The following is a 16,722-nucleotide window of genomic DNA, read 5'->3' on the forward strand; positions in this document are numbered from 1 at the left end:
TGGCCTGAGGAGATAAAGGGATGAAGTGCGTCAAAGTCGAGCTTGAGCACTGCTATGGCATAAGGACGCTAAAGTACGACTTCGATTTCGAGAAGCGCAGCGCATACGCAATCTATGCACCCAATGGCATGATGAAATCGTCACTGGCAAAGACTTTCAAAGACTTGCAAGGAGGCAATCAGCCAGGCGACCGCATATATCCTGAACGGGAAGCCAAGTGCATTGTAGTTGATGAGGATGGTCAGGCGATAGCGATGGATCGCGTCTTGGTCGTCCTCCCCTACGACGAAGAATTTGGCCTATCGGAGAGAACTTGTACCCTGCTTGTCGACGCAGGCCGGCGGGAGGAGTACGCGAAGCTTGTTTCCGACACGGAGAAGGCGAAAGGCACGCTACTAGATCTCGTGAAGAAGCAGGCCGGATCGAGGGCCAACCTCGAGCGGGAAATCTCCAGCGCGTTCATGAAGACGAGCGATGACCTTGAGGGAGCATTGACCCGCATTAAAGCCGAACTCACAAAGCAGACAGACGCTCCGTTTGCTGAGGTCAATTACGATGTGATCTTCGGCGAAAAGGTGTTGAACGCACTCAAAACCAAAGATCTTGGCAAGCTCGTTGAGGATTACATTACAAGATACAATGAACTTCTAGATAAATCCACCTACTTTCAAAAAGGAACATTCGACTATTATAACGCAGAGGAGATCGCGAGAAATCTTAACGCAAACGGCTTCTTCAGGGCTGGACACACAGCAACGCTCAGGTCTGTAGATAAGAGTATTGAGATCAAAAATCAGGAACAGCTTGTTGACCTAATTACAAAAGAAAAAAATGATATACTCAAAGATAACAAACTTCGAAAGGCGTTCGATGCTGTTGATAAGCAGCTAGGAAAGAACGTTGATGTTCGCTCATTGCGGACATATCTTCAGAGAAACGAGCACATACTTCCACATCTCGACAATCTCGACCTCTTCAAGGAAAACGTCCTGAAATCATACTTAAAGAAGCACGAGGAGGCTTATCTCGCGCTCATGGAGACATACGAAAAAGCAGAGGTCCGCAAGAAAGAAATCGAGGATGAAGCCAGCAAGCAGGCAACCAAGTGGCAAGAGGCTATCGACATATTTAATAGCCGCTTCAGTGTGCCATTCAAGCTGGAGGCGAAAAACAAAACCAAAGTCATACTTGGCAGAGAGGATTTCATTGATCTCGGCTTTACCTACGACGATGGAGACGGCCCCGTCGAGATTGATCGTAAAAACCTCCTTCAGGCTCTGAGCACAGGGGAGCGCAAGGCCCTCTACATTTTAAACGTGATCTTCGAAATTCAGACAAGGGTGGAAAACAAACAGGACACTCTGATCGTAGTAGATGACATCGCAGATTCATTTGATTATCAGAACAAATATGCGATTGTTCAGTATCTTCGCGACATTAGCGAAAATGATATTTTTAAACAGATTATCTTGACGCACAATTTTGATTTTTTGCGGACAATCGAAGGGCGTTTTGTCACTTACAGCAATTGCCTGATGGCTCAAAAGTCGGACACCGGCATCGTTCTTGAGAAGGCGTCGGGTATCAAGAACATCTTCGTGAAAGACTGGAAGGGCTGGTTCTTCCTAGATGACGCGAAAAAGGTTGCCTGCATTCCATTTCTCCGCAACTTGGTGGAATTCAGCCGAGGCGAGACCGCCGCGCATTACATCACCCTTACATCAATGGTTCACTGGAAGCGTGACACGGACACTCTGAAAGTAGCCGATCTCGATGACATATTTAGAAAAGAGTGCGATGAGTGCGGCGCGTCCCATGAACCTGAAAAGAAGGTGATTGATCTGATTGACGAGGTGGGTGACGCTGCTGAGGCACGACCTCCAGGGTTGCTCCTCTTGAGCAAGGTGGTGCTATCGCTGGCGATCAGGATGCGCGCGGAGCGCTATATGGCGGAAAAAATTGCGGATGAAGCTTTCCTTGCGGGAATTGCATCAAATCAGACGCAGAAATTGCTCTCTAAGAGCCTGATTCAAAACTCAGTCAAACATAGCAATACCTTGCGAGGCGCCTGGTTGTGAGACGGATATGGGCGATGTTGATCCAGGCCTCGGCGGAGGCGACGGATTTCTCCCAATCTTTGGCGAGACGGCGGCATCGACCGAGCCAGGCGAAGGTCCGTTCAACGACCCAGCGGCGTGGCAAGACCTCGAAGCCGTCTGCGGTGTCAGAGCGCTTGATGATCTCGACCGTCCACTCGCCCATGTGTCTGAGCGCGCCGCGCAGCTTCGGTCCGGCATAGCCCCCGTCGGCGAAGATGTGACGGAGCCAGGGACAGGCATGGCGGATCGTCCTGAGCACCGCCGGCGCCCCGTCCCGATCCTGGATATCGGCGGAATGAACGACTACTCCGAAGAGCAGGCCCAAGGTGTCCACGACAATATGGCGCTTGCGCCCCTTGACCTTCTTGCCGGCATCGAAACCGGAAATCCCCCCGCTTTCAGTGGTTTTCACGGTTTGGGAGTCGATCACGCCCGCGCTCGGACTGGCTTCCCGCCCCTCCAGGTCCCGGGTCTCCATCGTCAGCGCGAAACGGATCGTCTGCAGCAGGCCGCTGTCACGCCAGTCGTAGAAATAGCCCTGCACCGTCGAGACCGGAGGAAACTCCTTCGGCAGCATACGCCACTGACACCCCGTGGAAGCGATGTAGAGCAACGCATTCATCACTTCGCGCAGATCCGTCGTGCGCGGGCGACCGAGGCGGCTCGGCGGTGGCAGGAAAGGTTCGATCAACGCCCATTCCCGATCCAACAGGTCGCTTGCATAACGCGGGCATTCCCGCCGATACTCCCGTCGAGCGGCTTCAGTCCAGGGCATTGTCGGCTCCATTCAGCGTGCAAACCGAACGGAACCACAACCAACTGAAGACGCTCAACTCTTTTCCGGGTGGGCTCTAAGTTCAAGAAGCAGTTTGCAAGCGAGGTGGCAGCTATCGGCATCTTAGATCGCGTCGCGCTCATGACGCCTGAGAACATCCATCTCAATTCGTTCATGTACGAGCCGATCATTGACATGGGTGAGACCCATTTGCGCCAACTATATGCGGATGTGAAGGCGCTGGCGTAATAGGGGCGCAGCGATCTAGACGTCGAAAGACACGTTGGGTAGAGAGCAGTTCCCGCAAGTAGCCATAGCCTTAATTTATACTATGCCCGAAGTATAAGATCTGGACGCCGCCCGATCCGAGACTCCAGTTCCCTCAAAACGGCACCGCCGCCTCGAACGTGGTCCAGGCACCGCCGTCGGGGTGCATGAAGGTGAGGGTCTGGGCGTGGAGCTGGAGGCGGGGGGCGGCGGCGAGGACGTCGGGCGGGGCGTAGAACTTGTCGCCGAGGATCGGGTGGCCGATCGCCTTCATGTGCACGCGGAGCTGGTGGCTGCGGCCGGTGCGGGGGCGGAGCTCGACGCGGGTGGCGTTCGCCTCGCGCGCGAGCACACGCCAGTCGGTCAGCGCCGCGCGGCCGCGCTCGAAGCAGACCATCTGCAGCGGGCGGTTGGGCCAGTCGCAGATGAGCGGGAGCTCGACGCGGCCCTCGTCGGCCTCGATCACCCCGGCGACGCGGGCGATGTAGGTCTTGCGGACCTGGCGCCGCTCGAACTGCCAGTTGAGGTGGCGCTGCGCGAGCTTTGTGCGGGCAAAGACCATGATGCCGGAGGTGTCCATGTCGAGGCGGTGGACGAGGAGCGCGCCGGGATCGCTCGCCTTCGCCCGCGCCTCCAGGCAATCCTGCGGCCCCGGCGGCTTGGCCGGAACGCTGAGGAGGCCCGAGGGCTTGTTCAGGATCAGGAGATGTGTATCGCTGTGGATCATCATCTCTGGCGCGAGCAGCGGTATCCCGTGATCTGCATCAATCCCAACCGCCGGTTTCCGTTGCATGTATTGGCCCATAAATCCTGAAGGGAGCATCCCCCCATGTACAAGAACATCCTCGTGCCCGTCGACCCGGCCCATGGCGAAGTCGCCGACCGCATGGTCGAGGTTGCCAAGACGCTTCTGGACGAGGGCGGGCAGATCACGGTCATGTCGGTGATCGAGCCACTGCCGAGCTATATCGCGGGCTATGTGCGCGAGCAGGCGTTCCAGGACCGGCTGAAGGAGAATCGCGATGCGGCGCTCGGCGCGCTCCAGGATCTGCTGGAGCGGACCGGTGTGGCGCACGGCAAGGCGATCCTCGACGAGGGCAGCCCCTCGCCCGAGATCCTGCGCGTGGCCGAGATGATGAAGGCCGATGCGATCGTGCTGGGCTCGCACCGGCCGGACTTCCGCGACTACCTCATCGGCTCGACGGCAGCGCGCGTGGTGCGCCATGCGCAGTGCACGGTGATCGTGGAGCGCACGAAGCTGCTGGCGTTCTGAGGCGCAAGGTGTGCGGCTTCAGGCCGGGGTGTCCGGCCTGAAGCGCGCGAGGCTGTGGCGGCTGGCCGGCCTCAGGAGGACGAGAGCGCCTTCAGCGCGCCGAGGAGGCCCGCGGTCGAGCCGTCCTTCCCGGCGACGCCTTCGCCGGTCTGGATGAGCGGCAGGAGGGCGGTGGCGAGTTCCTTGCCGAGCTCGACGCCCCACTGGTCGAAGGAGTTGATGCCCCAGATCGTGCCCTCGACGAAGACGCGGTGCTCGTAGAGCGCCACGATGCGGCCGAAGGTGGCCGGGTCGAGTTTGGCATAGATGAGCGTGGTCGAGGGGCGGTTGCCCGGGAAGACCTTGTGGGGGGCGAGAGCCGGGTCCTTCACCGTTTCCATGGCCGCAGCGAGGTTGCGGCCCTTCATCAGGGCTTCGGACTGCGCAAGGCAGTTGGCGAGCAGCAGCTCGTGGTGGTGGCGGAGCTCGGGTTCGTGGCCGTTGGCGGCGACGAGGAACTCGCAGGGGATCACGTTGGTGCCCTGGTGGATGAGCTGGTAGAAGGCGTGCTGGCCGTTGGTGCCCGCCTCGCCCCAGACGATCGGGCCGCTGGCGCGGGGGAGCGTCGCGCCCTTGAGGTTCACGCCCTTGCCGTTCGATTCCATGTCGAGCTGCTGGAGATAGGCCGGCAGGCGCGAGAGGCGCTGGTCGTAGGGCAGCACGGCGCGGGACTGGTAGCCGCAGACGTTGCGGTGCCAGATGCCGACGAGGGCGAGCAGGACGGGGAGGTTCTGCGAGAGCGGCGCTTCGGCGAAGTGGCGGTCCATCTCGTGGGCGCCGCGCAGGAATTCGACGAAGTTCTCCGGGCCGATGGCGATCATCAGCGGCAGGCCGACCGCGCCCCAGACCGAGTAGCGGCCGCCGACCCAGTCCCAGAAGCCGAAGACATGGGCCGGGTCGATGCCGAAGTCGGCGGTCTTGTCCATCGCGGTCGAGACGGCGGCGAAGTGGCTGTCGGCGGCATCGCTGCCGAGGGCGGCCTTCATCCAGGCCTGCGCGGTGCGGGCGTTGGTCATCGTCTCGATGGTGGTGAAGGTCTTCGAGGCGATGATGACAAGGGTTCGCGCCGGGTCGAGGCCCTTCAGCACGTCATGGACATGGGCGCCGTCGACGTTGGAGACGTAGTGGAGGCGCGGGCCGTCGTGATAGGGCGCGAGCGCCAGCGTCGCCATGACCGGGCCGAGGTCGGAGCCGCCGATGCCGATGTTCACGACATCGGTGAAGGGCTTGCCGTCGGAGGCGGCGATGGAGCCGTCGCGGATGCCGCGGGCGAAGGCCGAGAGCCGGTCGAGCACATCGTTGACGTCGGGCATCACGTTGTGGCCGTCGACGAAGATCGGGGTGTTGGCGCGATTGCGGAGCGCGACATGGAGCACCGCGCGCTTTTCCGTGGTGTTGATCTTCTCGCCCGCGAACATCGCGTCGCGCCGGGCCGCGACGCCGCAGGCCTCGGCCAGCTCGACGAGGCGCGTGAGCACGCGGGAATCGATATTGGTCTTCGAGAAGTCGAAGAGCATGTCGCCCAGGCGGGCGGAGAACTCCTCGAACCGGTCGGGATTGGCGTCGAACAGGTCCTCGATGCGGCGGGCACCGATCTTGCCCAGCGATGCCTCGAGATCCTGCCAGATCTCCGTCCTTTCGCGCATGGTTTACCCTTTCAGACCGCTCGCCACCCGAGCACGTTCTTCTATTTCCGACCATTTCCCGGCGTTTACAAGGTCGCTGCTGGCGATCCAGGAGCCGCCGACACAGAGGACGTTGGGAAGCGAGAGGTAGTCCTTCGCATTCTCCGGCGTGACGCCGCCGGTGGGGCAGAAATTCATCTGCGGCAGGGGACCGGCGAAGGCCTTCAGCGCCTTCGCACCGCCATTGGCCTCGGCGGGGAAGAACTTGCAGACGTTGTAGCCGCGCTCGAGCATGCCCATGGCCTCGCCGACGGTGGCGACACCGCCGAGGAGCGGCAGGTCGGCCTCCTCGCAGGCAGCGACCAGCCGGTCGGTAATGCCGGGAGAGACGCCGAAGCGCGCGCCCGCTTCCTTGGCGGCGCGCACATCCTCAGGCGTGAGCAAGGTGCCTGCCCCGACCATGCCGCCCTCGACCGAGGCCATGGCGCGGATCACGTCGAGCGCCGCGGGCGTGCGGAGCGTCACCTCGAGCGCGGGCAGGCCGCCGGCGACGAGCGCTTCCGCGAGCGGCACCGCATGGGCGACATCCTCGATCACGAGAACGGGGATCACGGGGGCGAGGCCGCAGACCTCGCGCGCGGTGGCCGAAGCTTCCTCAGGGGTCATCAGTGCATCTCCGAAATCAGGCTCGAGGCGCCGGCCTCGGCCGGGCCGACCGCGCGGCGGAAGGTGGAAAAGAGATCGCGTCCGGTGCCGGTTTCATTGCCCGACAGATCGGCGCGGACCGGGTGGCGGTCGAAGACGCCGGGCGTCAGCACATCGAGCGCACCGCTTGCGGCATCGACCCGCACGAGATCGCCGTCGCGCAGCAGCGCGAGCGGGCCGCCATCGAGCGCCTCGGGGCTCACATGGATCGCCGAGGGCACCTTGCCGGACGCGCCGGACATGCGGCCATCGGTCACCAGCGCGACCTTGAGGCCGCGATCCTGCAGCACCGCCAGGACCGGTGTCAGGCTGTGAAGCTCCGGCATGCCATTGGCCTTCGGGCCCTGGAAGCGGACGACGACGACGGTGTCGGAGGTGAACTCGCCGGCCTTGAAGGCGGCCTTCACCTCTTCCTGGTCGTGGAAGACGCGGGCGGGCGCCTCGATCACATGGCGTTCGGGCGCGACGGCGGAAACCTTCATCACGCCGGTGCCGAGATTGCCGGTGAGGCGGCGGAGGCCGCCGGTGGGCTGGAAGGGATCGGAGGCGGGGCGCAGGATCTTGTCGTTGAGGCTTTCCCCCGCGCCCTTGTCCCAGACCAGCGCGCCGTCGATGAGCTTCGGCTCCTCGGTGTAGCGCCCGAGCCCCTCGCCCGCGACGGTGCGGGTGTCGGGGTGCAGCAGGCCGTCTTCGAGCAGCTCGCCGATCATGTAGCCGAGCCCGCCCGCGGCGTGGAAATGGTTCACGTCGGCGAGGCCGTTGGGATAGACCCGCGCCATCAGCGGGGTCACGTCGGAGAGCTCCGCGAAATCCTGCCAGTCGAGCACGATGCCCGCCGCGCGCGCCATGGCGATGAGGTGGATGAGCAGGTTGGTCGAGCCGCCGGTGGCATTGAGGCCGACGATGCCGTTCACGAAGGCCCGCTCGTCGAGCACGTCGCAGGCGGGGGTATACTGGTTGCCGAGCGCGGAGATCGCGAGGGCGCGCTTCGCCCCCTCGACGGTGAGCGCCTCGCGGAGCGGCGTGCCCGGATTGACGAAGGAGGACCCGGGGAGGTGGAGCCCCATGAACTCCATCAGCATCTGGTTGGTGTTGGCGGTGCCGTAGAAGGTGCAGGTGCCGGGACCGTGGTAGGAGGCCATCTCGGCCTCCATCAGCTTGTCGCGGCCGACCTCGCCGGTGGCGAACTGCTGGCGCACCCGCGATTTCTCGTCATTGGGGATGCCCGATGTCATCGGGCCGGCGGGCAGGAAGACGGCCGGAAGGTGGCCGAAGGTCGCCGCGGCGATCACGAGCCCCGGCACGATCTTGTCGCAGACGCCGAGATAGACGGTCGCATCGAACACGTCGTGGCTGAGCGCGACGCCCGCGGCCATGGCGATCACGTCGCGGGAGAAGAGCGAAAGCTCCATGCCCGCCTGGCCCTGCGTCACCCCGTCGCACATCGCCGGGACGCCGCCCGCGACCTGTGCCGTGCCGCCCGCCGCGCGGGCCGCGCGCCGGATGAGATCGGGATAGGTCTCGTAGGGCTGATGCGCCGAGAGCATGTCGTTGTAGGCGGTGATGATGCCGAGATTGCCGGCGCTGGTGGTGGCAAGCGACTTCTTGTCGCGCGACCCCATCGCGGCATAGGCATGCGCCTGGTTGCCGCAGGTGAGATGGGCGCGTTTCGGACCCTCGTCGCGTGCCCGCGCCATGCGGTCGAGATAGGGCCGCCGGAGGGGTTTCGACCGCTCGACGATGCGGTCGGTGACTTGGGCGACGGTTGCGTTCAGGCTCATGTCGAACTCCTGGCAGGGCCGTCAGTCGGCATAGTGCACCGTGACGGGGCACGGCGCCGACAGGACGACGCGGATGGGGGCCTCGGCGGCAGGGCCATCCGCGAGCGCATGCTCGAGGGCCGCCTTCTTCTCGGGGCCGGTGATGAGGACATGCGCGGCGGCGGCCGCGCTGAGGACGGGGGCGGTAAGGGTGAGGCGCGCCTCGGGCTGACCCGCGGGGCTGATCCCGAGGAGGATCGGCGCGTCGGGATCGAGGGCCGCGGCAAGTTCCGGCGCATCGGGGAAGAGCGAGGCGGTGTGCATGTCCCCGCCCATGCCGGTCACGAGCACGTCGATCGGCAGGACCGGCGCGAGGCGGTCACGGATCGCGGCGAGCGCCTCGTCCGTGCCGTCGGCACCGAGAAAATCGACGAGCGTCGCCGCGATGGCCGCGTTCTGCATCAGCGTCTCGCGCACCAGTCTGGTGTTGGAGCGCTCGCTGGTTTCCGGCACCTGGCGCTCGTCGGTGAGGATGACCGCGACATTCTCCCAGCCGAGATCGGCCTCGGAGAGCCATGTGAGGAACGGGCCCGGAGTGGTGCCGCCGGGCACGGCGAGCGTTGCCCGGCCCTTGGTCGCCACCGCGGCGCGGAGCTGGTCGGCGACGAGCTCGGCCAGCCCGCGCATCAGCGAGTCGCGGTCGGGATAGGGGGTGAAGGCCGCTTCGCTCATGTGGTGATCTCGCGCCAGAGGTGCCCGTCGAGCGAGGTGAGCTTGTAGGCGTCCACCGGCCCGCCGCTGCCGGGATCGTAGGGCAGCGGTTTCGAGCCGCTCTCGGCCCAGGCATCGATGACCGGATCTGTCCAGGCCCAGGCGGCCTCGACCTCGTCGCCGCGCATGAAGAGGGTCTGGTCACCGCGGATCACGTCCATGATGAGGCGTTCGTAGGCCTCGGGCATCGTGCCACCGTCCTCGCCCAGCGCATCGGCGAAGGTCATGTCGAGCGGCACCTCGACGAGGCGCATGCCGCCCGGGCCGGGCTCCTTGATCGTCACCCGCATGGTGATGCCCTCGTCGGGCTGGAGGCGGATGATGAGGGCGTTGCCCTTGAGATCGTCCACCTGCGGGAAGATCGTGTGCGGCGGGTGCTTGAACACCACGGCGATCTCGGACATCCGCGCGCCGAGCTTCTTGCCGGTGCGGAGGTAGAAGGGGGTGCCGGACCAGCGCCAGTTCGAGATATGCGCGCGGATCGCGACATAGCTCTCGGTGCGGCTCTGAGGGTTGCCGACGTGGTCGTGATAGCTTCCCTCGTTGCCCCGGGCGCGATACTGGCCGCGCACGGTGTCGCCGATCTTCAGCGGGTCGAGCGCACGGATCACCTTGAGCTTCTCGTCGCGCACCGCGTCGGGGTCGAAGCGGGAGGGCGGCTCCATGGCCGTGAGGCAGAGGAGCTGCATCATGTGGTTCTGCACCATGTCGCGCATGGCGCCGGAGTGGTCGTAGTAGCTGCCCCGCCCCTCGACGCCGACGCTCTCGGCCACGGTGATCTGCACATGCTCGACGAAGCCCGAGTTCCAGAGCGGCTCGAAGAGCGCGTTGGCGAAGCGGATCGCCATCAGGTTCTGGACCGTCTCCTTCCCGAGATAATGGTCGATCCGGTAGATCTGGCCCTCGTCGAAGCTGCGGGCGAGCGAGGCGTTGAGCTTCATGGCCGAGGCGAGGTCGTGGCCGAGCGGCTTCTCGATCACGATCCGGCTTTCGGGCGTGGCGATGCCGCTTTCGGAGAGCTTGGCGGCGATCTGCTCGAAGAGCGAGGGCGCGACGGAGAGGTAGAAGGCGCGGGTGACCTCGGGGCGTTCCTCGAGCTTCTTGGCGAGCGAGGACCAGCCGTTGGTGCCGGTCGCATCCACCATCACGTAGTCGATGCAGCCGAGGAAGGTCTCGACGGTGGCGGGGTTGAGCAGCTTCGGCTCGACGAATTCGGTCAGCGCGTCGGAAATCATCTTGCGGAATTCGCTGCGGCTCATCTTGGAGCGCGCGGCACCGATGACCCGGGCGTCCGACGGCATCTGCTGCACGGCGAGCCGGCGGTAGAGGCTCGGCAGGATCTTGCGCCGGGCAAGATCGCCGGTGGCGCCGAAGATCACCAGATCGAAGGACGGAACGGGAATGACGGTGGAGACCATCCTGGCTTCCTTCTCCTCACACAAGTTCTGAAGCGCGCGGCAGATCGGCGCCGCGACGGGTACATGTTACAGCGGCGGCGCGGGCGGCGAAGGCGAGCATCGCGGCCAGACCCTCCCGGTCCATCGCGCCGAGTGTTTCGGCCGGACCCTGCGGCCCGCGCAGAAGCGTGGCGAGAAGGGCTGCCTGGAAGGTGTCGCCGGCTCCGACGGTGTCGACCACCTCGGACTTTGGCGGCGTCGCGCTTGCGCTCACCCCACCGGCCATCCAGCCTCTCGCCTGTTCGCCCCCGTCGGTGACAATAACGAGCTGAACTCCGTTGGCCAGACCCTCCGCGGCAAAATCCTCAGCCGTTCGGCCCGGATGCAGGAGCTCGAGATCCTCGGCGCTGATCTTCACGAGATTGGCGAGCGGATAGAGCCCGGCGAGGCGGCGGCGCCAGACGGCCATGTCCGGCTCGACGGTCGGGCGGATGTTCGGGTCAAGCGAGATGAAGAGATCCTTATGGCGCCGGGCGAGAGACGCGAAGGCATCCGCCGCCGGCTCGGCCACCAGCGAGAACGAGCCGAAGTGGAAGCCCGTGACCTCCGGCCCGATCTCGGGCACCTCGACATCGGTCATGCCGGAGCCCGCGGAATTGGCGTCGTAGAACTGGTAGGCGGGCACACCGGCGGTATCGAGACCGACGAGGCTGAGTGTCGTCGGCCGCGCGGTGGAGACCGAATAGCGGGTCGAGACCGATTCCGCCTCGAGCACCTGGCGCAGCCGCTGACCGAGGAGATCGGTCGAGAGCCCGGTCAGGAGCCCCACGGAGCGCTCAAGACGCGCAAGCCCGATCGCCACGTTGAAGGGCGAGCCGCCGGCGCGAGCATCATAGCTCGCCTGACCCGGCCCCTGCTCCCGCTCCAGAAAGAAGTCGAAAAGCGCTTCTCCGCACACAAGGAACATCAGCCGAATCCTCCCCAGTCTTGTTGTTGCGAGGCTTATAAATCAGTCTACGTGATTTATTCAACCCCCCACAGACATCGGATCAGCGATAATGGAAGGACCGCCCTTTCACATCGAAGAGGTGCAGCTTTGCCGGATCGGCGCCAAGGCGCACCGTCTCGTGCCGCGAGATGCTGTGGATGCCCGGCAGCTTCGCGATCGTCGGCTCGGCCTCGCCCACCCTTTCGAGATGCAGCAGCGTCGTTTCGCCAAGCCCCTCGACGATTTCCACACGGCCCTCGATGAGCGCCTCGCCGGTGGTCGGCACGAGATCTTCCGAGCGGACACCGAGCTTTACGCTCGAGCCCATGTCGCGCTCACCGCTCGCCACCGGCACCACGGCGCCGCCGCCCTGGTCGAGCTCGACGCGGGTCTGGGCGCCGGTGCCGGTGATCCGGCCCTCGAAGATGTTCATCGAGGGCGAGCCGATGAAGCGGGCGACAAACACATTCGCGGGACGCTCGTAGAGCTCGAGGGGCGGCCCGACCTGTTCGATATTGCCGCCATTGAGCACCACGATCCGTGTGGCGAGCGTCATGGCCTCGACCTGGTCGTGGGTCACGTAGATCATCGTCGATTCCGGCATCCGCTCCTTGAGCTGGGCGATCTCGATGCGGGTGGCGACGCGCAGCGCGGCGTCGAGGTTCGAGAGCGGCTCGTCGAAGAGGAAGACCTTGGGATCACGCACGATCGCCCGCCCGATGGCGACGCGCTGGCGCTGCCCCCCAGAGAGCGCCTTGGGCAGGCGGTCGAGATACGGGGTGAGCTGGAGCATCTTCGCGGCCTTGTCGACGGCGGCGTCGATCTCGGCCTTGGGCTTCTTGGCGATCTTCATGCCGAAGGCCATGTTGTCGCGCACCGTCATGTGCGGATAGAGCGCGTAGGACTGGAAGACCATCGCGATGCCCCGCTGCGCGGGCGGCACGTCGTTCATCGCCTTGCCGTCGATCTCGAGCGTGCCGGAGGTGATGCGCTCGAGGCCTGCGATCATCCTCAGCAGCGTCGACTTGCCGCAGCCCGAGGGGCCGACGAAGACAATGAGCTCGCCCGTGTCGATATCGAGGTCGATGTCGCGGAGCACCTCGACGGGACCGTAGGCCTTGCCGACCTTGGTCAGTTTGAGTTCGGCCATCTATTTCCCCCAATCACTATTCTTGTTCTCGCCTGTCTGCTGCATCCGTTCGGGACCGGCGCCCCCACCCCCTGTCCGCGGCCCCGATGGCCGCGGCACGGAGGATATGGGCGCGCGCGGTCTCAGCCCCCCTTCACCGAGCCGGCCAGAAGCCCGCGGACCAGGTAGCGCTGGAGCGTGATGAACACGAGCAGCGGGATGATGATGGTCACGAAGGCCGAGGCCGTGAGGATCTCCCAATTGCCGCCGCGGCTGCCCAGCAGTTCGCGCAGGCGGCCGGTGAGCACGAGCTGCTCCTCGTTGTTGCCGAGGAAGACCATCGCGATCAGCAGATCGTTCCACACCCAGAGGAACTGGAAGATCGCGAAGGAGGCGAGCGCCGGGAAGGAGAGCGGCAGGATGATCTTCACGAAGATCTCGAAATCCGAGGCACCGTCGACGCGCGCGCTCTCTATGATCTCGCGCGGCAGCCCCGCCATGTAGTTCCGCAGCAGATAGATCGCGAGCGGCAAGCCGAAGCCGGTATGGGCGAGCCAGATCCCGGCATAGGTCTTGGCGGGCACCCCGAGAAAACCACCGACGCTGTTGTACATCTGCAGGAGCGGGATGAGCGACATCTGGAGCGGCACGACGAGAAGGCCCACAACGGTCGCGAGCAGAAGCGCGCGCCCCGGGAACGGCATCCAGGCGAGCGCATAGGCCGCGAAGGCCGCGATCAGGATCGGGATGACGGTCGAGGGGATGGTGACGGTCAGCGAGTTGATGAAGGACCGCCCGATGCCTTGCGAGAAGAGCACGTTGCGATAGTTGTCGAGGGTGAATTTCGGCGGCTGGAGCGAGGTGAAGAAGATGCGCTGGCCGCGCTTGCCCTCGGGCTGCTCGACGCTCGAGAGGATGTAGGTGCCGTCCTTCTCAACGGTGAGTGTCTCGCCGCCGCGGAGCTCGGCCGTCTCGCCGGGCTGGAAGGCCGCGGGCTCCTGGGCGCGCCAGCCGAAGGCCGAGACCGTTCCCTCGTTCTCGCCGAAGAGATTGCCCTCGAGCACCCATGTCCCATCGCGCTCGACCGCCTCGTCAGGGGCCGCGGTGCGCTCGACGAGGTTCTGCTCGGAGCCCGAGAGCGCTGTCCACCAGCCCGAGACGGCGATCTGGTCCTTGTCGCGGAGCGAGGAGATGAAGAGCCCCATGGTGGGCACGGTCCAGATGATGACGAGCAGCGCCGCCGATATGTGGACGAGCCAGGTGACGAGCGGATTGCGTCCGGCGATGCCTTCCATCTCACTGCTCCTTCGAGGCGTTGCGGATGTTCCAGATCATGATCGGAATGACGAGGACCATGATGATGACGGCGATCGCCGCCCCGCGGCCGAAATCGCCGCCGCCGCGAAACATCCAGTTGAACATGAGGTTGGCGAGCACCTGGGTGTTCCACTGCCCGTTGGTCATCGCGAGCACGATGTCGAAGACCTTGAGCACGAGGATGGTGATCGTGGTCCAGACCACGGCGATGGTGCCCCAGATCTGCGGCACCTTGATCTTGAAGAAGATCTGCAGCGGCGAGGCGCCGTCGAGCACGGCCGCCTCGATGGTCTCCTCCGGGATGCCGCGCAGCGCGGCGGAGAGGATCACCATGGCGAACCCGGTCTGGATCCAGATCAGGATCACCATGAGGAAAACGTTGTTCCAGAACGGCATGGTGATCCAGGCGTGCGGCTCGCCGCCCAGCCCCACCACGATGGCGTTGAGGAGGCCGATCTCCGGCTGGCCCTCGCCGCGATAGTCGTAGATGAATTTCCAGATCACCGAGGCGCCGATGAAGCTGATCGCCATCGGCAGGAAGATGAGGGATTTCGCGATGTTGCCCCACCAGATCCGGTCGGTGACCGCCGCCGCGAGCAGGCCGAAGAAGGTCGCGCCCGCGGGCACGATCAGGAGCCAGAGCATGTTGTTGCGGAAGCTCTGGCGGAATTCGGGGTCGTTGAGCATCCAGGTGTAGTTCGACGTGCCCACGAAGGTTTCGCCGCTGCGGTCATGGAGCGAGAGCCAGACCGAGGCGAAGACCGGGTAGATGAGGTAGATGGTGAGCGCGAAGAGCGCGGGGCCGACGAAGAGCCAGGGCCGGATGGTATTGGCCCTCATGATGTTCGCCCCCGCGTTCGGCCCGCGCGGCGGGTAGATCCGGTCGAGGATCACGTTGCTGCCCCAGAAATAGCCGGCACATGCGGCGACCCCGAGAATGACCACGCCAAGCGCGGACAGAATCTGGCCCATCGTCCCTTCCCCTCCTTTTCCGCCCGAGCCCTTCCGGGCACCCTCGACAGGCGCCCGGCGGGCTTGCAGCCGTCCCGTTTGCCGGGATCAGTTCAGTGCGTTCCAGACACCCTGGATGTTCTTCGCGACCGCCTCGGCATCCTCGCCGCCGACATAATCGACCATGCCGGTCCAGAACGCCCCGGCGCCGACTCGGCCCGGCATGAGGTCGGAAGCGTCGAACCGGAAGGTGGTGGCACCGAGCAGGATCTCGCCCATCTGCCTCTGGCTGTCCGTGGCATAGGCATCGAGATTGACGCCCTTGAACGGTGTGAGGAAGCCCGACTGCGCCATCCAGACCTCATGCGCGATCGGCGTCTTGAGGAAATCGATGAAGGCATGCGCGGCGGGGCTGTCGTTGGTGATCCCGAAGACCGTGCCGGCGCCGAGCACCGGCTTGCCGAGATCCTTTTCCTCCCAGGCCGGGAAGTAGAAGAAATCAGCATCGAGCCCGACTTCGGTTCCGGCAGGGAAGAAGCTCGGGATGAAACTTGCCTGCTTGTGCAGGTAGCAGGCCGGCGGCGACTGGAAGAGGCCCTGCGGGCTGTCGCGGAAATCGGTTGTGGCAACGGCAGCGGCGCCGCCTGCGACCCAGTCGTCGTTGCGCGCGAAGGTGCCGAAGGCGTCGATCGCCTCGACCACACGCGGATCATCGAAGGGGATCTCGTTGGTTACCCAGCCGTCGTAGACTTCCGGCGACTGGAGCCGCAACAGCAGATCCTCGACCCAGTCGGTGGCGGGCCAGCCGGTTGCATCGCCCGACCCGAGCCCGATGCACCAAGGCGTGCCGCCATCGTCGACGATCTGCTGCGAGAGTGCGAGCAGATCCTCCATGGTCTCCGGCACCTCGTAGCCCGCATCCTCGAAATTCTCGGGCACATACCAGACGAGCGACTTGAGGTCGGCCTTGTAGAAGAAGCCGTAGAGTTCGCCGTTGGTGCTGCCGAGATCGACCCAGGAGTCGCCAGCAGCGTAATTCTCGCGCACCCAGTCGGCAGTGGCGGAATCGAGCGGCGTGACAAGTCCCTTGGCGGCGAGATCCTTGAGCAGGCCGGGCTGCGGGAAGACCGCGATATTCGAGGCCGAACCCGCCTGGGCATCGATCACGATCTGCTGCTCGAAACTGTCGGAGCCCGCATAGCGCACATCGGCGCCGGTAGCCGCCTCGAAATAAGCAAGCACGCTCTCGATGAGTTCCTTGTCGGGGCCAAGCCAGGGCCCGAAGATCGACAGGGTTTGCCCCGAGAGGTCGTGGCTTGCGGCAAATTCGTCGTAGCTCGCCCAGTTGAACCGCGCATCTTCACCCGGCGCGAATTTCAGATCCTGTGCTCCGGCGACGCCGGCAAACAGCGACAATCCAGCCGCTGCGCTCGCGCAGTACCACGCTCTCATGCGTTTTCTCCCCAATCCTCCAGCCTCGAACGGGCCGCGTTGAACTGCCAGTTTGACCCATATGCCAAACCGCTTTGAATGCTCGAACCATGCGACAGCCCTCGGAAACTGTCAAGCAATGCCGAAAATATTCCCCCTACCCCATTGTCAGGCCGGACAAGGCTTGTCAAAATC

At 64.3% G+C, this 16,722-nt stretch carries 14 protein-coding genes; 2 read left to right on the plus strand and 12 right to left on the minus strand.

The genetic code is table 11. The annotated features are described in order from the left end of the window. Positions 1–20: 20 nt before the first annotated feature. Positions 21–2,078 (plus strand): hypothetical protein, encoded by a 2,058-nt coding sequence (locus ACF66B_RS08365; protein ID WP_392664651.1) that lies wholly within the window; start codon positions 21–23, stop codon positions 2,076–2,078. Here ACF66B_RS08365 and ACF66B_RS08370 read toward each other — a convergent pair. Together ACF66B_RS08370 and ACF66B_RS08375 are read right to left on the minus strand one after the other, a co-directional pair. Beyond that, positions 2,041–2,874, minus strand: coding sequence for an IS5 family transposase (locus tag ACF66B_RS08370; RefSeq protein WP_111432154.1), 834 nt, complete (start codon positions 2,872–2,874; stop codon positions 2,041–2,043). The two genes, ACF66B_RS08365 and ACF66B_RS08370, sit on opposite strands and share 38 nt — an antisense overlap. A gap of 382 nt (positions 2,875–3,256) precedes the next feature. Further along, positions 3,257–3,934 (minus strand): pseudouridine synthase, encoded by a 678-nt coding sequence (locus tag ACF66B_RS08375; protein ID WP_111431571.1) that lies wholly within the window; start codon positions 3,932–3,934, stop codon positions 3,257–3,259. Positions 3,935–3,970: 36 nt separating this feature from the next. Here ACF66B_RS08375 and ACF66B_RS08380 point away from each other — a divergent pair, with 36 nt between their 5' ends. Further along, positions 3,971–4,414 carry a universal stress protein gene (locus ACF66B_RS08380; RefSeq protein ID WP_111431567.1) on the plus strand — a complete coding sequence of 148 codons (444 nt, stop codon included), beginning with the start codon at positions 3,971–3,973 and terminating at the stop codon, positions 4,412–4,414. A 71-nt stretch (positions 4,415–4,485) separates the two neighbouring features. Here ACF66B_RS08380 and pgi read toward each other — a convergent pair whose 3' ends face one another. The 10 genes from pgi to ACF66B_RS08430 form a co-directional block, all read right to left on the minus strand. Further along, positions 4,486–6,099: a glucose-6-phosphate isomerase gene (gene pgi / locus ACF66B_RS08385; RefSeq protein ID WP_111431566.1), complete on the minus strand. Its 1,614-nt coding sequence runs from the start codon at positions 6,097–6,099 to the stop codon at positions 4,486–4,488. 3 nt (positions 6,100–6,102) lie between these two features. Then, a complete protein-coding gene (eda, locus tag ACF66B_RS08390; RefSeq protein ID WP_111431565.1) occupies positions 6,103–6,744 on the minus strand; it encodes a bifunctional 4-hydroxy-2-oxoglutarate aldolase/2-dehydro-3-deoxy-phosphogluconate aldolase in 642 nt (213 codons plus the stop codon). Beyond that, complete coding sequence (edd, locus tag ACF66B_RS08395; RefSeq protein ID WP_111431564.1) at positions 6,744–8,564, minus strand: phosphogluconate dehydratase; 1,821 nt, start codon at positions 8,562–8,564, stop codon at positions 6,744–6,746. Before edd ends, eda begins: the two co-directional genes overlap by 1 nt. Positions 8,565–8,585: 21 nt before the next feature. Beyond that, entirely contained in the window at positions 8,586–9,275 is a 690-nt protein-coding gene (gene pgl / locus ACF66B_RS08400) for a 6-phosphogluconolactonase (protein WP_111431563.1), read from the minus strand. After that, complete coding sequence (zwf, locus tag ACF66B_RS08405) at positions 9,272–10,732, minus strand: glucose-6-phosphate dehydrogenase (protein WP_111431562.1); 1,461 nt, start codon at positions 10,730–10,732, stop codon at positions 9,272–9,274. Before zwf ends, pgl begins: the two co-directional genes overlap by 4 nt. A 16-nt stretch (positions 10,733–10,748) precedes the next feature. Beyond that, complete coding sequence (locus ACF66B_RS08410; RefSeq protein WP_111431561.1) at positions 10,749–11,678, minus strand: carbohydrate kinase; 930 nt, start codon at positions 11,676–11,678, stop codon at positions 10,749–10,751. Between the two features lie 82 nt (positions 11,679–11,760). Beyond that, on the minus strand, positions 11,761–12,849 hold the full coding sequence (locus ACF66B_RS08415; RefSeq protein ID WP_111431560.1) for a sn-glycerol-3-phosphate ABC transporter ATP-binding protein UgpC: 1,089 nt from the start codon (positions 12,847–12,849) through the stop codon (positions 11,761–11,763). A gap of 122 nt (positions 12,850–12,971) precedes the next feature. Further along, on the minus strand, positions 12,972–14,123 hold the full coding sequence (locus ACF66B_RS08420) for a carbohydrate ABC transporter permease (RefSeq protein WP_111431559.1): 1,152 nt from the start codon (positions 14,121–14,123) through the stop codon (positions 12,972–12,974). 1 nt (position 14,124) lies between these two features. Further along, on the minus strand, positions 14,125–15,117 hold the full coding sequence (locus ACF66B_RS08425) for a carbohydrate ABC transporter permease (protein WP_111431558.1): 993 nt from the start codon (positions 15,115–15,117) through the stop codon (positions 14,125–14,127). Positions 15,118–15,204: 87 nt separating this feature from the next. Next, complete coding sequence (locus ACF66B_RS08430) at positions 15,205–16,548, minus strand: ABC transporter substrate-binding protein (protein ID WP_111431557.1); 1,344 nt, start codon at positions 16,546–16,548, stop codon at positions 15,205–15,207. Positions 16,549–16,722 lie beyond the last annotated feature (174 nt).

Source organism: Amaricoccus sp. B4 (genome assembly GCF_043226085.1).
Classification (GTDB): Bacteria; Pseudomonadota; Alphaproteobacteria; order Rhodobacterales; family Rhodobacteraceae; genus Amaricoccus.

Coding starts and splice junctions, on each gene's coding strand:
- ACF66B_RS08365 (WP_392664651.1), top strand. CDS start 21: ATGAAGTGCGTCAAAGTCGAGCTTGAGCACTGCTATGGCATAAGGACG.
- ACF66B_RS08370 (WP_111432154.1), bottom strand. CDS start 2,874: ATGCCCTGGACTGAAGCCGCTCGACGGGAGTATCGGCGGGAATGCCCG.
- ACF66B_RS08375 (WP_111431571.1), bottom strand. CDS start 3,934: ATGCAACGGAAACCGGCGGTTGGGATTGATGCAGATCACGGGATACCG.
- ACF66B_RS08380 (WP_111431567.1), top strand. CDS start 3,971: ATGTACAAGAACATCCTCGTGCCCGTCGACCCGGCCCATGGCGAAGTC.
- pgi (WP_111431566.1), bottom strand. CDS start 6,099: ATGCGCGAAAGGACGGAGATCTGGCAGGATCTCGAGGCATCGCTGGGC.
- eda (WP_111431565.1), bottom strand. CDS start 6,744: ATGACCCCTGAGGAAGCTTCGGCCACCGCGCGCGAGGTCTGCGGCCTC.
- edd (WP_111431564.1), bottom strand. CDS start 8,564: ATGAGCCTGAACGCAACCGTCGCCCAAGTCACCGACCGCATCGTCGAG.
- pgl (WP_111431563.1), bottom strand. CDS start 9,275: ATGAGCGAAGCGGCCTTCACCCCCTATCCCGACCGCGACTCGCTGATG.
- zwf (WP_111431562.1), bottom strand. CDS start 10,732: ATGGTCTCCACCGTCATTCCCGTTCCGTCCTTCGATCTGGTGATCTTC.
- ACF66B_RS08410 (WP_111431561.1), bottom strand. CDS start 11,678: ATGTTCCTTGTGTGCGGAGAAGCGCTTTTCGACTTCTTTCTGGAGCGG.
- ACF66B_RS08415 (WP_111431560.1), bottom strand. CDS start 12,849: ATGGCCGAACTCAAACTGACCAAGGTCGGCAAGGCCTACGGTCCCGTC.
- ACF66B_RS08420 (WP_111431559.1), bottom strand. CDS start 14,123: ATGGAAGGCATCGCCGGACGCAATCCGCTCGTCACCTGGCTCGTCCAC.
- ACF66B_RS08425 (WP_111431558.1), bottom strand. CDS start 15,117: ATGGGCCAGATTCTGTCCGCGCTTGGCGTGGTCATTCTCGGGGTCGCC.
- ACF66B_RS08430 (WP_111431557.1), bottom strand. CDS start 16,548: ATGAGAGCGTGGTACTGCGCGAGCGCAGCGGCTGGATTGTCGCTGTTT.